Genomic DNA, 16,543 nt, shown 5'->3' on the forward strand with positions numbered 1-16,543 from the left:
CGAGCGGGCTCGAGAAGATTTAGAACAGGGCTTCTTCCATTTCCATCAGCGGCGCCAGGCCCGCACGGCAGGTGCGGATCAGCGTCGCCGTCTCGGGCAGCAGCTTGGCGAAGTAGAAGCGCGCCGTGGCCAGCTTGGCGGTATAGAACGGGTCGCCGCTGTCCTTCTTGGCCAGCGCGATCTTGGCGGCCTGGGCGAAGAAGAAGGCGAAGGTCATGTGGCCCACCACGCGCAGGTAGTCCACGGCCGCGGCACCCACTTCGTCGGGGTTGCCGAAGGCCTTCATGCCGATTTCCTGCGTGAGCTTGTTGACCTTGTCGCCCAGGTCGGCCAGCGGATTCACGAACTCCTGCATGGCCTCGTTCGTGCCCTCTTCCTCGATGAAGGCGGCGATCTTCTTGCCGAACTTCTTCAGCGTGGCGCCGTTGTTGCCCAGCACCTTGCGGCCCAGCAGGTCCAGCGACTGGATGGTGTTGGTGCCTTCATAGATCATGTTGATGCGCGCATCGCGCACGAACTGCTCCATGCCCCACTCGTGGATGAAGCCGTGGCCGCCGAACACCTGCATGCAGTGCGACGTGGCAAGCCAGCCGTTGTCGGTGATGAAGGCCTTGATGATGGGCGTCAGCAGCGCGACTTCGGCCTCGGCGTCCTTGCGCTCTTCCTCGTCGTCGCTCTTGAGCGCCTTGTCCAACTGCAGCACGGTGTAGCCCTGCAGCATGCGGCCGCCTTCGGCAAAGGCACGGGCCGTCAGCAGCATCTTGCGCACGTCGGGGTGGACGATGATGGGATCGGCCGGCTTGTCCGGGGCCTTGGGGCCGCTCAGGGCGCGCATCTGGATGCGGTCCTTCGCATACGCGACGGCGTTCTGGTAGGCCACTTCGGTCAGGCCCAGCGACTGGTTGCCGACGCCCAGGCGGGCAGCGTTCATCATGACGAACATGGCGGCCAGGCCCTTGTTGGGCTGGCCCACCAGCGTGCCGACGGCGCCTTCCAGCACGATCTGCGCGGTGGCGTTGCCGTGGATGCCCATCTTGTGCTCCAGGCCGGCGCAGAAGACACCGTTGCGCGAACCCAGCGAGCCGTCGGCATTCACGTTGAACTTCGGCACCACGAACAGCGAGATGCCCTTGCTGCCCTGCGGCGCATCCGGCAGGCGGGCCAGCACCAGGTGGATGATGTTCTCGGCCATGTCGTGCTCGCCGGCCGAGATGAAGATCTTGGCGCCGGTGATCTTGTACGTGCCGTCGGGCTGGGGCTCGGCCTTGGTGCGCAGCATGCCAAGGTCAGTGCCGCAGTGCGGCTCGGTCAGGCACATCGTGCCGGTCCATTCGCCGCTGGTCAGCTTCGGCAGGTAGGTCGATTGCTGCTCGTGCGTGCCGTGGGCGTGCAGGGCCTCGTAGGCGCCGTGCGACAGGCCCGGATACATCGTCCAGGCCTGGTTGGCCGAGTTCAGCATCTCGTAGAAGAACTGGTTCACCAGATGCGGCAGGCCCTGGCCGCCGAACTGCGGGTCGCAGGAAAGTGCCGGCCAGCCGCCCTCAACGTACTGCTTGTAGGCTTCCTTGAAGCCCTTGGGCGGCTTGACTTCGTGGGTGGTCTTGTCGAGCACGCAGCCCTCGGCGTCGCCGCTGAGGTTGATGGGGGCGATGACTTCGGCGGCGAACTTGCCACCCTCCTCGAGCACCGCGTTGATCGTGTCGGCGTCGATGTCGGCATGGGCCGGCAGCATCTTCAGCTCGTCGACGACGTTCAGCAGCTCGTGCATGACGAACTGCATGTCACGCATGGGCGGGGTGTACTGGGGCATCGGGGTACTCCTGGGACTACGGTGGGGGTGATGAATCGGTCAGCGCTTGATGGCGCCGGTTTTGGCAGCCTTGCGGCGCTGCTCGATGTCGAGGCCGGCCGGCGTGGCATAGAACTGGATGGTTCGGTCGAAACCGAGACCGGCACGCGCCAGCGCGCCGGGGATGCGCATGAAGCGCGCGTCGTGGTGCAGGGACAGGATGAGGCCGTGCAGCTCGAAGCAGATCTGCTCGACGTCGGCATCGGCCTTCAGGTGGCCCTCGGTGATGGACAGCTGGATGGCCTTCTGCAGCGCCGCATGCCAGGCCTTGACCATGCCCACCAGCGCGTCGCGCACCGGGCCAGGCCGGTCGTCGAACTCGACGGCGCCGCTGATGTAGATGCAGCCGGAGTCCACCTCGACGGACACGCGCCGCACCCAGCGCTCGAACATGGCCCGCAGCCTCGGCAGACCGCGCGGCTCGCGGATGGCGGTGAAGAAGACTTCCTCTTCGAACTTGGCGTGATACTCCGTCACGACCGCGATCTGCAGTTCCTCACGTGAGCCGAAGTGGGCGAAGACGCCAGACTTGCTCATGCACGTCACATCAGCCAGCGCGCCGATGGACAGGCCTTCCAGGCCCATGTGCGAGGCCAGTCCCAGCGCGGCTTCGAGGATGGCCGCACGGGTCTGCTGGCCCTTCTGCAGGGAGCGCACGACGCGGGCCGGCTTCGCAACGCGCAGCGGGGCGGTTTTCTTGGCGGGAACAGGCAGCGTGCTCACGGACGGACCAGGCAGGAATAAAACGAACGATCGTTCTATTTTGCAGGTCGCTTCCGTGACAACGCCAGCGTTACACGTCGATTTCCTAGGGTGATGTGCCTAAAACTGCCGCCACCCTAGGGAACACCCGGAGCCATTGCCGTCATCGTCGCGCGCTTGAGCGCTGGCCCGGTTCTCGCTAGGCTCTCGGTCGGAGGTGAAGCCCAGTGGATGTTCTCCAGCTCGATGTCTCCGGTCGACCGCAAGCCTGGATCACGACGCGTGAAGCGGCGGTGATCTACGCCAGCGACGGCGTCGCATGGACGCTGGGCGACCCCTGCCAGGTGCTGCGCGGCGGCCTGCAGCGCATCACGGGCCGCCAGTCCCGCATCGAGGTCCATCCCATCATCGCGGTGCGGGGGGCCGTGCCGAGTCGTGCCTGGCGCCAGGCCCCGGCCCTGACCAACAGCAAGCTGTTCGTGCGCGACCGCTTCGTCTGCGCCTACTGCGGCCACCGCAGCCTGCCGGAAGACCTGACCCGCGAGCACATCCAGCCCACCTCGCGCGGCGGCCAGGACACGTGGATGAACTGCATCACCGCCTGCCGCCCCTGCAACGGCCGCAAGGGCAACCGCATGCCGGAAGAAGCTCACATGAGCCTGCTCTACCTGCCCTATGTGCCCAGCCTGCACGAGGACATGATCCTGCGCGGCCGCCGCATCCTGGCCGACCAGATGGAGTTCCTGCTGGCAAGCGTGCCGCGCAGTTCGCGCCTGCACGGGTAAAGAGTTGTAGCCGCCCGGGACGGGCGGTCAACGGCGGGACAATTGGATACGTTGGGCGGCTGTTCTGCCCAAGGAGTATTCGAATGTCCAAGCTCATGACTTCCCTCACCCTGGCTGCCGCCCTGGTGCTCTCGGCCTGCTCGACAACCAGCCCCGATGTCGTCCAGCGCGGTGACGCGCAGCGCCTGTCGCAGGTGCAGGACGCGACCGTGCTGTCCTCCCGCCCGGTCACCGTCGATGGCACGCAAAGCGGCATCGGCGGCGCTGCCGGCGGCGTGACGGGCGCCATCGCCGGCAGCTCGGTCGGCGGCCGCCGCGAAGGCGCCGTCGTCGGCGTCATCGGCGCCGTTGCCGGTGCCGTCATCGGCAACGCCATCGAGCGTTCCGCAACCAAGGAAGATGCGCTGGAAATCATCGTCCAGCTGCGCAACGGCGAGCGCCGCGCCATCATCCAGGCCAAGGGCACCGAAAGCTTCAACAGCGGCGACCCCGTCGTCCTCGTGACGACCGGCGGCAAGACCCGCGTGACCCGCGCCCCGGCAGTCCAGCCCGCGGCGGCATCCGCCAGCAACGGCTGAGTCCGGACCGAGGACAGACAATGGCGGGCTACTCTGCCCGCCATTTTTCATGTCTGCTCCCGACGACGAACCCCTTTATGAAGCGCGCCTGTGGCGCGACAACGGCTGGACCGCCCAGGTCATCAAGAACGAGGACGACGAGGGCTGGGCCGTCGCCATGTTCAAGGCCGGCGAAAGCGAGCCGGCCCTCGTCGGTCCCTGGACCATGGGGCGCGACAAGAAGAACCCCAAGCCCCTGGACGTCAACGCCTTCAACACCCTCGTGAAGACAGCCTCAGAGGTCATCCGCCGCCACGAGCAGCAGCTGCACGCCCAGCTGAACAAGGCGCTCTACGTCGCCCGCGACGGCAACTGGCTGAAGATCTCGCTGGAGATCGTGCCCGCCGAGGACGATCCCTACGCCTGGCTGCGCGCCCATGACGCCGCCGGCGAGCAACTGGCCCAGGTCAAGGTCGCGGCCGGCTACAGGCTCAGCCAGGGCGCGGCCGAGGCCTGGGTGGACGCAGGCTTCGAGCGCCCGGCCGGGCGCGACTGACTCCAGGTCCGAAAGCGGCCAGACGTGCCCCGGCGCCGTCTGAAGAATGGCGTTCATCCCATCCCAAGGAGCACGCCATGTCCTTTCGCATCACCGGGCTGTCCGCCCAGCCCTTCAGCCACCTCTTCGGCCTGAGTGACATCGAGCTCGCCCGCCACGGCGCGTTGCGCCTGACCACCGGCGAGGGAGACCGCCACCCCGACCGCATCGAACTGCGCCTGGCCCGCCCAGGCGAGGCCGTGCTGCTCGTCAACCACGAGCACCAGGGTGCCGACACCCCCTACCGCTCTCGCCATGCCATCTTCGTGCGCGAGCACGCCGAGACGGCCTTCGACGCCGTCGACAAGCTGCCACTGATGCTGCGCAGCCTGATGTCGCTGCGTGCCTTCGACGCGGGCGGCATGATGGTCGATGCCGACGTCGCCGAAGGCGACGCGGTCGAGGGCCTGATCGAGCGCCTGCTGGCCTCGCCGGAGGTGGCCTATGTGCACGCCCACTACGCCCGCCGCGGCTGCTACGCGGCGCTGATCCAGCGCGCCTGAGCGCTCGCTGCCTAGGCCAGACCCGCGACCACCACCGCCGCCGCATCACGGGGCAGCGTCATGGCCCGCTGTCCGTCCGGCGCGATGACGACGCTGGCGCCGAAGCCCTGCGGGCCGGGCAAGTTCAGGCCCTCGGGCCAGTTGCTCTGCAGCACCCAGGCGCCCAGGACGCGCGCCAGGGTCTGGGCAGCCTGGACGTAGGCCGCGCACCACGCCTGCTGCTCTGCATCGCTCTCGCCGATGTAGCTGGGCCAGAAGACCACGCGCGTACCGTCCGCCGGCCCTGCATCGAGCTCGAGCAGCAGCCGGTCGAGATCCAGCACCTCGCGGCAGATCACCGAGGTCACCTGCAGGCCGCCGAGCGCCGTCCAGCCGCGCGCGCCGCCGGGCGCAAAGAATGTCGCTTCGCTGGGCGTCAGCCCGCGCTTGTGCACGCGGCCGAGTTCACGACCGGCAGCGTCGATGTAGACATGGCTGTTGAACACCCGGCCGTCTTCGCCCAGCGTGGGCATGCCGATCGCCGCGGAGATGCCCAGCCGGGCGCAGGCCGCCCGCAGCCGGGCCTGGGCATCGGCCAGCGCCACGGCATCGAGCAACTCGGGCAGGCGACGATGAAAGCCGGTCAGCGCCAGTTCGGTGCAGACGCAGCCCGCGGCACCGGCTGCCGCGGCGGCCTCCAGCGCTGCAAGGGTTTCGGCGAGGTTGCCTTCGAGCGTCCAGTGCATGCGCGGCTGGGCGATGGCCCAGCGCAGGGCGGTCAAGCCGCGATCTCGAAGCTCAGGCCGGCGCGCTCGTGCAGCCGGCGCACCAGGGCCAGGCCCATGGCGCTGCCGGGAGTCCAGACGCCGCCCGGCGTGGCCTCGCGGCCCACGTCGCGCACCAGGCACAGGGCGGCCTCGCTGATGAGCTTGCAGGTCGAGCCGTAGCCGGGGTCGCGGTCGCCCTTGACGACGGCGCGCAGCGTCTCGCCGCCCGCCGCCTTGCCCGTGAACCAGACCTCGTAGCGCCCCGCCTCGCGGGCCGCCTTGTCCGGCCCGTCGCCGGGCTGGGTCAGCACGAAGCGGCGCAGCAGGGCCCGCGTCGGGCCGAAGCCCAGGGCCAGGTTCTGCAGCTTGGTGAAGCGCGCCAGTGCGACGGCCTTCCTGCGACCCTTGTCGCCCTGGCCGGGCTTGCCGGTCAGCAGCTTCTCGCTATAGATGAAGCCCTGCCCCCAGGGGTGGCCGCGCAGCGCGTTGCTGCGGTGGACGTTCTTGGTGTTGATCGTTGCCATGACGAAAGGGCCGGCCCAGGCATCGGCCCAGTCGTCATAGTCGGCGCCCTGGTCGTTCGGCTGCCGAGGCCCCTTGAAGCCGCCGGCCAGCGCGAAGGGGTTGACCATCAGCTTCACGAGCCCCGGATCGCGGCGCACGGCCTCGATGGTTTCCATCATGCTGGCGAAGGTGCCGCCAGAGAACGTGCCCTTGAGCCGGGCGACGCGGCCGCGCACTTCGGGCAGCGGCGCGCCGAAGCGCCTTTGCGCTTCGGCCTGCAGGTAGACGACGCCGAGGTCGAAGGGGATGGAGTCGAAACCGCAGGAGAAGACGATGCGCGCGCCGCTCTTCTGCGCGGACGGCGCCAACCTGTCGATCATCCTCGCCATCCACAGCGGCTCACCGCAGAGGTCGACGTAGTCGGTACCGCCCTCGGCGCAGGCGGTGGCCAGGGGCTCGCCGTGCAGCTGGTAGGGACCGACCGTCGTGATGACGCAGCGGGTGCGTGCGACCAGGGCCTTCAGTGCCGTGGCATCGGCCGCGTCGGCCTTCAGCAACGCGACGGACGGTGGCAGATGAAGCTCGTCGCGCACCTGGCCGAGCTTGTCGAGATTGCGCCCCGCGATGGCCCAGCGAGCGCCGTCGGCGCCGCTGAGGTGCAGATATTCGGCAACGAGGCGGCCCGTGAAGCCGGTCGCGCCGAACACGATCAGATCGAATTCCCTGTCTTTCACTTTGCACCCTTCGCGCTGCGCGCTGTCCCGCCCAGCGGGAGCTGAGCCCTTTCGGGCGGCCGGGCAGGGTTCACTCCGCCCTGCCCTTCATCGCCAGCCAGTCGCTGCGCAGCAGCGACAACGCATGGCAGTCCACATACTCGCCGGCCACGAAGACGATGCCGCGCTGAATGCCCTCGTGCCTGAAGCCGCATTTCTCGGCCACTCGCCGAGAGGCGTGGTTGTGCACCGACATGCCGCAGGACAGGCGGTTCACCGGCCAGTTCTCAAACAGATAGTCCACCAGCAGCGCGGCCGCCTCGCTGGCCAGCCCCTGGCCGCGCATCGCGACGTCGGCCATCGTCCAGCCGATCTCGCGCGCCGTCGTGTAGCGGGCCGCGGCGAAGTGCACCACGTTGCCGATGACGCTGCCGTCAAGCAGGTGACAGATCAGCAGGCGCTCGGCATCCTCGTTGGCGAAGCCGTTGTCCTTCCAGCGCTGCTCCACCGCATGCGGCGTCATCATGCGCGAGCCCAGGAAAGGCCCCTGCACCTGCGGATCGCCCACAGTGCGCTTGAGCCAGGGCAGGTCTTCTTCGGTCACGTAGCGCAGGCCGACGCGTCGTCCTCTGAGCATGGGTTCGATCCTTGAAGCAAAAAGCCCGGCCGAAGCCGGGCCCGGGGTGAGTGTCGCGCCTTAGAAGTGGATGCCGCGCATCATCTGCTGCAACGCGATGGCCTCCGGCGACAGGCCGCCGCTCTTGCCCTTCTCGCCCTTGGCCGCATCGCTGTCCGGGAACATGCGGAAGGTCGTGTTCATGACGATCTGCGCAATGCGCGGTGCTGCGGCGTGCAGCATCTCGCCCGAGATGCCCAGGCGCGTCGCGATGCGCACCGGCTTGTTGATGCAGGCCTGGGCGATCATGTCGCCCGCTTCTTCCGGCGACAGCGTCGGCACGTTGTTGTAGATCTTGGTGGGCGCGATCATGGGCGTGCGCACCAGCGGCATGTTGATGGTGGTGAAGGTGATGCCGGTGTCGGCGAACTCGCTGGAGGCGCAGCGCGTCCAGGCGTCCAGCGCGGCCTTGGAGGCCACGTAGGCCGAGAAGCGGGGCGCATTCGTCAGCACGCCGATGGAGCTGATGTTGACGACGTGGCCGCGACGCTTGGCCGCCATGCCGGGCAGCAGGCCCATGGTGACGCGCAGGCAGCCAAAGTAGTTCAGGTCCATCGTGCGCTGGAAATCGTGGAAGCGGTCGTAGCTGCTCTCGATGGCGCGGCGGATGGAGCGGCCGGCGTTGTTGATGAGGAAGTCCACGCCGCCGAAATTGGTGGTGCACCAGTCGATCAGCGAGGCGCAGCCGGCCTCGTCGGCGATGTCGCAGGCGAAGGCGTGGATCTGCGCGTTCTTGCCGGCCTTATCCTTGATCTCGGCCACGGCCTCGTCGAGCTTGATCTGGTCACGCGCGCAGATCAGCGTGATGGCACCCGCCTCGGCGAACTTGATGGCCGCGGCCAGGCCGATGCCAGATGACCCCCCGGTGACGAGCACGACCTTGCCGCCCGTCGCGCCCTTCAGCGAACGGTCGATGAAGAGGGCCGGGTCGAGGTGACGCTCCCAGTAGTCCCACAGCCGCCACGCATAGTCGTTCAGGTCGGGGCAGGCAATGCCGCTGCCCTTCAGCGCGGCCTCGGTGTCGCGGCAGTCGAAGCGCGTGGGGTAGTTGATGAAGGTGAACATGTCCTCGGGGATACCGAGGTCCTTCATGACGGCGTTGCGGATGCGGCGCACCGGCGCCAGCGCCATCAGGCCCTTCTTGACGCTCTTGGGGATGAAGCCCAGCAACGCCGCGTTGATGAAGAGGTTCATCTTGGGCGCGTGCGCGGCCTTGCTGAAGATGTCCAGCACGTCGCCCACGCGGTAGCCCTTGGGGTCGACGAGGTGGTAGCAGCCTTGGCTCTTCGTGACCTTGTGCGAGATGTGGTCCAGCGCGTCGACGACGAAGTCCACCGGCACGATGTTGATGCGCCCGCCCTCCAGACCGATGCTGGGCATCCAGGGCGGCAGGATCTGGCGCATGCGCTGGATCAGCTTGAAGAAGTAGTAAGGCCCGTCGATCTTGTCCATCTCGCCGGTGGTGGAGTCGCCCACCACCAGCGCGGGGCGGTAGACCGTCCACGGCCGCTTGCACTCCTTGCGCACGAGCTTCTCGCTCTCGTGCTTGGTCATGAAGTAGGGGTGATCGAGGTTCTCGGCCTCGTCGAACATGTCCTCGCGGAACACGCCTTCGTACAGGCCCGCGGCGGCGATGGAGGAGACGTGGTGCACATGGCCCGCGTCGATGGCATGGGCGAACTCCACCATGCTGCGCGTGCCCTCGATGTTCACGGCCACCTGCGACTCTTCGTCGGCACCCAGGTCGTAGACGGCGGCGAGGTGGTAGAGGTGGTCGATCTGGCCCTTCAGGCTCTTGATGACGTCGCCGGCCACGCCCAGCTTCTTGCTCGTCAGGTCGCCGTAGACGGGGATCGCACGGGTCTTGCTCGCGCCCCAGTAGGCCAGCAGATCGGGCAGCTTGCCCGCGCTCTCTTCGCGCATCAGGAAGTAGACCGTGCTGCCGCGCCGCGCCAGCAGCTTCTTGACGAGCCGCTTGCCGATGAAGCCGGTGGCCCCGGTGACGAAATACTGCATACGCGTCTCCTGCTTGTGGATTGAGTGGGTCTCGGTCGATTCTTCCCCATCGCCGAAAGCGCTCCGCTGCGCACTTTCCCCAGGGGCCATCGTAGAGCGCACTCACTAGGAATCGCCGTGCTGGAGCGGGATGCCGCCGCTACAGTGGCATCGGCAATTCGCAAACTCGCAAGGACACCCAAATGGTCAAGAAGCTCCAGAAGATGGCTGACAAGAAGAAGGCTGCAGCAGCCACCGGCTTCCCGGCTGGCCTGCTCGACGGCGCGATGGCCCAGAACGTCAAGGACAGCGCCCAGCAGATCTGGGCCGCTGGTCTCGCCTCCTTCGCCAAGGCCCAGGGGGAAGGCTCCAAGGTCTTCGAGGCCCTCGTCTCGGAAGGACTGAAATTGCAGAAGAAGACCCAATCCGCCGCCGAGGAAAAGCTTAGCGCTGTGGCCAGCAAGGTCAGCGGCATGGCCGGTGACGTCGGCTCCAAGGCCGGCCAGCACTGGGACAAGCTCGAAAGCATCTTCGAAGCCCGCGTCGCCAAGGCCCTGAAGAGCCTGGGCGTGCCCTCCGCCGGCGACGTGGACAGCCTCATCAAGCGCATCGACGCGCTGGCCGTGTCGGCCGGCCTGAAGAAGGCGGCACCGGCCAAGGCGGCCAGGAAGGCCGTCGTCAAGAAGGCCGCAGCCGTGAAGAAGGCGGTTGCGAAGAAGGCCCCGGCTGCCAAGAAGGCCGTCGCCAAGGCCGCTGCGCCCGTGAAGGCCGCCGTCAAGACCGTGGCGAAGAAGGCGGCCCCGGCCGTCAAGAAGGCCGCGGCGCCCGCCAAGAAGGCTGCACCGGCCAAGAAGGCTCCGGCCACCAAGAAGGCCGCAGCGCCCGCACCGGCTGCCGCCGCCACCGAGACGGCAGCGCAAGCCTAAGCAAACCCACCTCTGACCATGCGCCAACCGAGAATCGGCTTGGCCTTGGCGGGCGGAGGCCCACTGGGCGCCATCTATGAAGTTGGCGCCCTTTGCGCTTTGGAGGAGGCCGTCGAAGGCCTGGACTTCACCGCCTGCGACGGCTACATCGGCGTCAGCGCCGGCGGCTTCATCGCCGCGGGCCTGGCCAACGGTATGACGCCGCGCCAGCTCTGCGCCGCCTTCATCGAGAACAGCGCCGAGCCGCCGGACCGCTTCGACCCCGCCGACCTGCTGGAACCCGCCTGGGCCGAGTTCGGCCAGCGCCTGCGCCTGCTGCCCGCGCTGCTGGTGCACGCCGTGCGCGAGGTGCTGCTGGAAGGCCGGTCCGTGCTCGGTGCCATCGAGCGCCTGGGCCGCGTGCTGCCCACCGGCCTGCTGTCCAGCGAGCGCTTCGGCGAGGCGCTGACCCGCGTGTTCGCCGTGCCCGGCCGCACCAACGATTTCCGCGAGCTGCGCCGCCCGCTGGTGCTGGTCGCCACCGACCTCGACAGCGGCGACGCCATCCCCTTTGGCACGCCGGGCTGGGATCACGTGCCCATCTCGCGCGCCGTGCAGGCCAGCGCCGCCCTGCCCGGCCTGTTTCCGCCGGTGGAGATCGACGGACGCCACTTCGTCGACGGTGCGCTGAAGAAGACGCTGCACGCCTCCGTGCTGCTGGATCGCGGCCTGGACCTGCTGATCTGCCTCAACCCCCTGGTGCCCTACGCCAGCGACCGCCACACGCCCACGCGCGAGGACCGCTCGCGCCGCGCCCGCGAGCTGGCCCGCAAGCTGGGCCGCCCCGGCGGCCGCTGGCTGCAGCCGGGCATCCCGCGCCTGGTGGACGGCGGCCTGCCGCTGGTGCTGTCGCAGACCTTCCGCTCGCTGATCCACTCGCGCCTGGCGCTGGGCATGAAGGGCTACGAGCTGACGCACCCGCAGACCGAGATCGTGCTGTTCGAGCCCGACCCGCGCGACGCCGAGTTCTTCATCGCCAACACCTTCAGCTACCGCCAGCGCCGCCACCTCGCCGAGCACGCCTACCAGGCCACGCGCGAGCTGCTGCGCAAGCGCGCCGAGGTGCTGAAGCCCCAGTTCGCCCGCGCCGGCCTCACGCTGCGCGAGGACGTGCTGGCCGACCGCGAAGCCCGCCTGCTGCCCGCACCGGGCGAGACGCGCACGGACCGCGCGCTGCGCACGCTGCGCGGGTCGCTGAGCGTGCTGGAAGCACGCGGCAAGAAGAAGCGCTAAGCGTCAACGAGACGCCGCGTGATCGCGGTGCGCAGCGGCGGCAGATGCCGTGCTGCGTCGATGACGGCGCGGCGCAGCGCCAGCACCGGCGCGCGGTCGTCGGTGAAGAAGCGCACCAGCGCGTTCGTGCCGGCGTACAGCGGCCCGGCCGCGCGGCGGTGCTCGGCCTCGTAGGCCAGCAGGCCGCCCATCTCGCCAGGGTCGCGCGCCGGCTCCAGCCGCTTCGTCAGCGCCTCGATGCCATAAAGGCCGAGGTTGTAGCCATGGGCCGTCACCGGGTGCATGCCCACGGCCGCGTCGCCAATCAGCGCCAGCCGCGGCGCCACGAAGCGCTGCGCCCACACGGCCACCAGCGGGTAGACGTGGCGGGCGCCGTCCACACGCATCGCGCCCAGACTCCCCTCGGCCGCGGCTTCGATGGCGGCCGCCAGTTCGACTTCGTCCATGGCTGCCAGGCGCGGCAGCTCGGCGTTGGCCACCGTCCACACGGCCGAGCAGCGCTGGCCCGTCTTGGGCAGCAGCGCCAGCGTGTGGCCCTCCAGGAAGCATTCCTGGGCCACGCCCTCGTGGTCGCGCTCGTGGGCCAGCGGCACCAGCAGCGCGCTGCGGCCGAAGTCGTGGTGCCGCGCCCCGATGCCGGCCAAGCGGCGCAGCGGCGAGAAGCGGCTGTCGGCCGCGACGACCAGTGGGGCCTCGTGGCGCTCGCCACAGCGCGTCTCCACGGCGGCGGCCTGGCCCTCGCGGCAGAAGCCGGTGACTGCGCGGCCGCAGCGGATGTCGATGCCGCGCTGCTGGGCGCCGGCCCAGGCCGCAGCACGGATGCGGTGGTTGGCCACCAACCAGCCGAGGTCTTGCCCTTCGGACGCGAACGGCAGCGGCGTGCGCGAGCCGCTGGAGCGCACGCTGGCGCGCTTCAGCGGCGCGATCTCGTCCAGCCGCTCCCACAGCCCGAGGTTCTCCAGCACGCGGCGCGAGCGATGCGTCAGCGCGATCTCGCGGCCGTCGTCCACCGGGGCGGCCAGCGTGGCGGCGTCGGCCTGCTCCAGCACGCGCACGGCCAAGCCGCGGTCGTGCAGGGCACAGGCCAGGGCTAGGCCGGCCGGGCCGGCGCCGCAGATCAGGACTTGAGGCGAGGCTTCAGGCGAAGTGGCGGCAATTTCATTCATGGCCGCGCAGCCTACGAGGCGATGCGCGGCGCCGCCTTGACGCACATCAGGCCGGGTCGGATTCCGCCTCGGGCTCTTCCAGCGTCTGCAGCTCCACCAGCCGCCGGTACAGGCCGCCTTCCAGCGCCATCAGTTCCTCGTGCCGGCCGCGCTCCTGCAGGTGGCCGTGGTTGAGCACGAGGATCTGGTCGGCCGCGCGGATGGTGGACAGCCGGTGTGCGATGGCCACCACAGTCACGCGCCCGTGCAGGGCCGTCAGCGCCTCGCCGACGCGCTGCTCGGTGGCGCTGTCGATGTTGCTGGTGGCTTCGTCCAGGAACAGGATGCGCGGCGCGCCGGCCAGGGCCCGGGCCATGGCCAGCAGCTGCTTCTGGCCGGTGGACACGCGGGCGCCGCCTTCGCCGAGGCGGGTGTCGTAACCCTGAGGCAGGGCCAGGATGAAGTCATGGGCGCGAGCGGCCTTCGCTGCGTCCTCCACGTCCTCGTCCGTGATGCCCGGCCGGCCCATCGCGATGTTGTCGCGCACGCTGGCCGACATCAGATAGGGCTCCTGCGGCACCAGGCCCACCGCGTCGCGGAAGGCGGCGTCGGGCACGGCCGCCAGCGGCTGGCCATCGACCGTGATGCGACCGGCCTGCGCCGTGTAGAAGCGCAGCAGCAGCGACAGCAGCGTGCTCTTGCCACTGCCCGTGTGGCCCACGATGCCGACGAAGCTGCCGGCCGGAATATCCACGTCCACTCCGTGCAGCACCGGCCGCGCGGGGTCGTAGCCGAAGGTGACGCCCTCGATGCGGATGCCGCCGTGCGCGATGGCGCGACCGTCCTGGGCCGGCGCGCGATGCTCGTCCTCCTCCAGCAGCGTGCGCACGCGCGATGCGGCCACCATGGCCTGCTGCAACTGCCCGAACTGCATGGTGATCTGGATCAGCGGTTCGACGACGCGGGCGATGTAGCTGAGGAAGGCATAGAGCAGGCCCACTTCCAGCCCGGACAGCTCGCGCCGCCCGAAGCTGTAGATGACGGTGACCAGCAGCAGCACATTCATCAGGTCCAACGCCGGGCGCAGCAGCCAGGCGTTGGCGCGCAGCTCGGCGATGCGCGAGAGGCGATGCTCGGCATTCGTCACCTCGAAGCGCGCCCCGAAACGCCCGGCCGCGCCGCTGGCCTGCAGCACGGCCATGCCGGCCATGCTCTCGGCCATCTGCGCGTTGATGTCGCTGCGCAGCTGGCGGGTGCGCGCCACAGCCGGCGCGGAGAGCTTCTGGTAGCCCAGGATGATCGCCACCATGGCGGGCACCAGCGTCGCGACGATGAGCATCAGCCGCCAGTCCAGGAAAGCCATCGCCACCAGCGAGCCGGCGACGACGATGGTCGAGTCCAGCATCACGTAGAGCACCTGGCGGTAGAGCTGGTTGACGGCCTCGGTGTCGTTGGTGACGCGGCTGACGAGCTGGCCGGTGATGGCCTTGTCGAAGAAGGCCATGGGCAGGGCCAGCACGTGCGCGTAGACGCGCTCGCGCAGGCGCAGCACCGAGCGGCGGGCGACGCCGGCCATGCGCGACAGCTGGGCGTAGCGGATCCACGTCGCGGCCCAGCCGGTGAACAGCATCAGCGCCAGCAGCGTGGCCATCTCGCCGAGCGCGTAGCGGCCGGGCAGTAGGTGGTGGTCGATGTAGCGCTTGCCAAGGATGGGGCCCAGCACCTCCAGGCCTGCGGCAGCGATGAGCCAGGCGCCACCCCGCAGCAGATGCGGCCGCTCGGGCCGTGCCGCGTCCAGCAGCAGGCCGACGCTTTTCCACGGCTTCTCGTTCGGCTTCTCAGGCGGCTTCAAGGCTGGCCTCGATCTGTTGATAGCGCCACTGCGCCGCATACCAGCCGCCGAGTTCGATCAGTTGCTGGTGGGTGCCGCGTTCGATGACATGGCCCTGCTTCAGCACGACGACCTCGTCGGCGTCCATCACCGCCGACAGCCGGTGCGCAATGACGATGACGCTGCGGTCTGGTCGCGCCGAGCGCAGTTCGCGCAGGTGGGCGAGGATGTCCGTCTCGGTGCCGGTGTCGACGGCCGACAGCGCATCGTCGAGCACCAGCAGCGGTGCGTCGCTCAGCAGCGCACGCGCGATGGCGACGCGCTGGCGCTGGCCACCCGACAGCGTCACGCCGCGCTCGCCGACCTCGGTCGCATAGCCGTCGGGCAGGCGGGCGATGTCGTCATGCACGGCGGCCAGGCGCGCCGCCGCTTCGATCTCTTCGCGCGTGGCGCCGGGCCGGGCCAGCGCGACGTTGTCCGCCACCGAGGCCGAGAACAGGAAGGGCTCCTGCGGCACCCAGGCGATGTGGGCGCGCAGCGTGCCCAGCGGCAGCTCAGGCAGCGCGACGCCGCCGAGCGTCAGCCGGCCGGCATCGGGCTCGGCTTGGCGCAGCAGCAGCCGCACGAACGTGGACTTGCCCGCGCCGGTGGCGCCGACGATGCCCAACGTGCGGCCCGGCAACAGCGTGAGGTCCACGCCCTCCAGGGCCGGCCGCTTCGCGCCGGGGAAGCCGAACGCCAACCCCTCGGCACGCAGCGTCGTATCGGCAGGCAGCGCTGCCCTGCCCTCGTCGGCAAGCGTCAGCGGCGCGTCCAGCACCGGTGCTAACCGCCCCCAGGCGGCGCGGCCGCGCTCCAGCAGGGCCAACACCCAGCCGGCGGCGAACATCGGCCAGATCAGCTGGCCGAGGTACATCGTGAAGGCCGTCAATTGGCCGATGCTGATCTCGCCGCGCGCCACCAGCCAGCCGCCTGCAGCCAGCGCGATGGCCGTCGCGGCGCTCAGCGTCATGCCGACCGCCGGCTCGTAGGACGCCTCCCAGCGCTGCGAACGAAAGCTCGCCTCGGCCGCGCGATCGGCCAGTTCGACGAACTGCCGCTCGCTGCGCGCCACCAGCCCGAGAGCGCGCACCGTGCGCACGCCGGCCAGGCTTTCCTGCACCTGCTGGTTCAGGCCGCTGAAGGCGCCGAGCGAGTCCTGCGCGGCCTGGTGCAGATGCCCCGAGATCCACCAGAAGGCCAGCGCCATCAGCGGGAAGGGCACGAGGGCCGCGAGGCCCAGGCGCCAGTCGATGCCCAGCGTCATCATGGCCAGCACGAGGATCAGCGTCTGCGTGCCGTCGAAGCCTGCCAGCATGGCCTCGCCGGCGGCCTGCTCGACGGTGTCGATGTCGTTGGTGGCCAGCGCCATCAGGTCGCCGGTGCGCTGGGCCTGGAAATAGGCCGGCCCCTGCAGCGCCAGCCGCTGGAACAGCCGCGTTCGCAGCCTCGAGCCGAGGCGGAAAGAGGCCTTGAAAAGCGTCAGCCGCCAGCCGGCGCGCAGCAGGTAGATGGCGAGGCCGGCCGCGACGAGCAGGCCGAGTTGCCTGAGCAGCGCGGGACCCTGCAAGTTCCCAGCCACCAGCGCATCGACGACATGGCCCACCTGACGCGGAATCCACACGGTCATCAGTGCGATGCAGCTCAGCATGGCGCCGGCCGCGGCGTAGGCGCGCCAGTGCTCGCGCACGAAGGCGGCGAGCAT

15 protein-coding genes are annotated in these 16,543 nt (G+C 69.3%); 6 read left to right on the forward strand and 9 right to left on the reverse strand.

Annotated features, from left to right (window positions below; all coding sequences use genetic code 11):
* Positions 1–19 precede the first annotated feature (19 nt).
* Both AC07VX_RS01390 and AC07VX_RS01395 read right to left on the reverse strand, forming a co-directional pair.
* Positions 20–1,810 carry an acyl-CoA dehydrogenase C-terminal domain-containing protein gene (locus tag AC07VX_RS01390; protein ID WP_493163520.1) on the reverse strand — a complete coding sequence of 597 codons (1,791 nt, stop codon included), beginning with the start codon at positions 1,808–1,810 and terminating at the stop codon, positions 20–22.
* Positions 1,811–1,849: 39 nt separating this feature from the next.
* Positions 1,850–2,563 carry a TetR/AcrR family transcriptional regulator gene (locus AC07VX_RS01395; protein ID WP_493163846.1) on the reverse strand — a complete coding sequence of 238 codons (714 nt, stop codon included), beginning with the start codon at positions 2,561–2,563 and terminating at the stop codon, positions 1,850–1,852.
* Positions 2,564–2,778: 215 nt separating this feature from the next.
* Here AC07VX_RS01395 and AC07VX_RS01400 point away from each other — a divergent pair, with 215 nt between their 5' ends.
* The 4 genes from AC07VX_RS01400 (at position 2,779) to AC07VX_RS01415 (ending at position 4,991) form a co-directional block, all read left to right on the forward strand.
* Positions 2,779–3,336: an HNH endonuclease gene (locus AC07VX_RS01400; protein ID WP_493163519.1), complete on the forward strand. Its 558-nt coding sequence runs from the start codon at positions 2,779–2,781 to the stop codon at positions 3,334–3,336.
* Between the two features lie 83 nt (positions 3,337–3,419).
* The gene (locus tag AC07VX_RS01405) at positions 3,420–3,914 is read left to right on the forward strand and encodes an outer membrane lipoprotein (RefSeq protein ID WP_493183850.1); all 495 of its coding nucleotides are present in this window, start codon (positions 3,420–3,422) and stop codon (positions 3,912–3,914) included.
* Between the two features lie 49 nt (positions 3,915–3,963).
* Positions 3,964–4,449, forward strand: a complete 486-nt coding sequence (locus tag AC07VX_RS01410; RefSeq protein ID WP_493163517.1) for a hypothetical protein — start codon at positions 3,964–3,966, stop codon at positions 4,447–4,449.
* Between the two features lie 77 nt (positions 4,450–4,526).
* A complete protein-coding gene (locus tag AC07VX_RS01415) occupies positions 4,527–4,991 on the forward strand; it encodes a DUF1203 domain-containing protein (RefSeq protein ID WP_493163516.1) in 465 nt (154 codons plus the stop codon).
* 11 nt (positions 4,992–5,002) lie between these two features.
* Here the strand turns inward: AC07VX_RS01415 and AC07VX_RS01420 are convergent, their stop codons facing one another.
* From AC07VX_RS01420 to AC07VX_RS01435, 4 genes are all read right to left on the reverse strand, one after another.
* Positions 5,003–5,752 carry a nitrilase-related carbon-nitrogen hydrolase gene (locus tag AC07VX_RS01420; RefSeq protein ID WP_493163515.1) on the reverse strand — a complete coding sequence of 250 codons (750 nt, stop codon included), beginning with the start codon at positions 5,750–5,752 and terminating at the stop codon, positions 5,003–5,005.
* Positions 5,749–6,975 (reverse strand): saccharopine dehydrogenase family protein, encoded by a 1,227-nt coding sequence (locus AC07VX_RS01425; protein WP_493163514.1) that lies wholly within the window; start codon positions 6,973–6,975, stop codon positions 5,749–5,751. The genes AC07VX_RS01420 and AC07VX_RS01425 overlap by 4 nt, the downstream gene beginning before the upstream one ends.
* 70 nt (positions 6,976–7,045) lie before the next feature.
* Positions 7,046–7,591: a GNAT family N-acetyltransferase gene (locus tag AC07VX_RS01430; RefSeq protein WP_493163513.1), complete on the reverse strand. Its 546-nt coding sequence runs from the start codon at positions 7,589–7,591 to the stop codon at positions 7,046–7,048.
* Positions 7,592–7,651: 60 nt separating this feature from the next.
* On the reverse strand, positions 7,652–9,646 hold the full coding sequence (locus tag AC07VX_RS01435; RefSeq protein ID WP_493163512.1) for an SDR family oxidoreductase: 1,995 nt from the start codon (positions 9,644–9,646) through the stop codon (positions 7,652–7,654).
* A gap of 182 nt (positions 9,647–9,828) precedes the next feature.
* Between AC07VX_RS01435 and AC07VX_RS01440 the strand changes: the two genes are divergently transcribed.
* The gene (locus tag AC07VX_RS01440; protein WP_493163511.1) at positions 9,829–10,551 is read left to right on the forward strand and encodes a phasin family protein; all 723 of its coding nucleotides are present in this window, start codon (positions 9,829–9,831) and stop codon (positions 10,549–10,551) included.
* A gap of 18 nt (positions 10,552–10,569) precedes the next feature.
* Positions 10,570–11,823 (forward strand): patatin-like phospholipase family protein, encoded by a 1,254-nt coding sequence (locus AC07VX_RS01445; protein WP_493163510.1) that lies wholly within the window; start codon positions 10,570–10,572, stop codon positions 11,821–11,823.
* Here AC07VX_RS01445 and ubiM read toward each other — a convergent pair.
* The 3 genes from ubiM to AC07VX_RS01460 are packed head-to-tail and all read right to left on the reverse strand — an operon-like array spanning position 11,820 to position 16,543.
* Positions 11,820–12,989, reverse strand: coding sequence for a 5-demethoxyubiquinol-8 5-hydroxylase UbiM (ubiM, locus tag AC07VX_RS01450; protein ID WP_493163509.1), 1,170 nt, complete (start codon positions 12,987–12,989; stop codon positions 11,820–11,822). The genes AC07VX_RS01445 and ubiM overlap by 4 nt on opposite strands.
* A gap of 46 nt (positions 12,990–13,035) precedes the next feature.
* Positions 13,036–14,820 carry an ABC transporter ATP-binding protein gene (locus AC07VX_RS01455; RefSeq protein ID WP_493163508.1) on the reverse strand — a complete coding sequence of 595 codons (1,785 nt, stop codon included), beginning with the start codon at positions 14,818–14,820 and terminating at the stop codon, positions 13,036–13,038.
* On the reverse strand, positions 14,807–16,543 hold the full coding sequence (locus tag AC07VX_RS01460) for an ABC transporter ATP-binding protein (RefSeq protein ID WP_493163845.1): 1,737 nt from the start codon (positions 16,541–16,543) through the stop codon (positions 14,807–14,809). The genes AC07VX_RS01455 and AC07VX_RS01460 overlap by 14 nt, the downstream gene beginning before the upstream one ends.

The sequence above is a fragment of the Roseateles sp. GW821-FHT03B02 genome, from assembly GCF_059421025.1.

Bases quoted from the DNA above. Each gene is read 5' to 3' on its own strand.
- AC07VX_RS01430 (WP_493163513.1), bottom strand. From the start codon at position 7,591: ATGCTCAGAGGACGACGCGTCGGCCTGCGCTACGTGACCGAAGAAGAC.
- ubiM (WP_493163509.1), bottom strand. From the start codon at position 12,989: ATGAATGAAATTGCCGCCACTTCGCCTGAAGCCTCGCCTCAAGTCCTG.
- AC07VX_RS01440 (WP_493163511.1), top strand. From the start codon at position 9,829: ATGGTCAAGAAGCTCCAGAAGATGGCTGACAAGAAGAAGGCTGCAGCA.
- AC07VX_RS01405 (WP_493183850.1), top strand. From the start codon at position 3,420: ATGTCCAAGCTCATGACTTCCCTCACCCTGGCTGCCGCCCTGGTGCTC.
- AC07VX_RS01445 (WP_493163510.1), top strand. From the start codon at position 10,570: ATGCGCCAACCGAGAATCGGCTTGGCCTTGGCGGGCGGAGGCCCACTG.
- AC07VX_RS01390 (WP_493163520.1), bottom strand. From the start codon at position 1,810: ATGCCCCAGTACACCCCGCCCATGCGTGACATGCAGTTCGTCATGCAC.
- AC07VX_RS01435 (WP_493163512.1), bottom strand. From the start codon at position 9,646: ATGCAGTATTTCGTCACCGGGGCCACCGGCTTCATCGGCAAGCGGCTC.
- AC07VX_RS01460 (WP_493163845.1), bottom strand. From the start codon at position 16,543: ATGCTCGCCGCCTTCGTGCGCGAGCACTGGCGCGCCTACGCCGCGGCC.
- AC07VX_RS01410 (WP_493163517.1), top strand. From the start codon at position 3,964: ATGTCTGCTCCCGACGACGAACCCCTTTATGAAGCGCGCCTGTGGCGC.
- AC07VX_RS01415 (WP_493163516.1), top strand. From the start codon at position 4,527: ATGTCCTTTCGCATCACCGGGCTGTCCGCCCAGCCCTTCAGCCACCTC.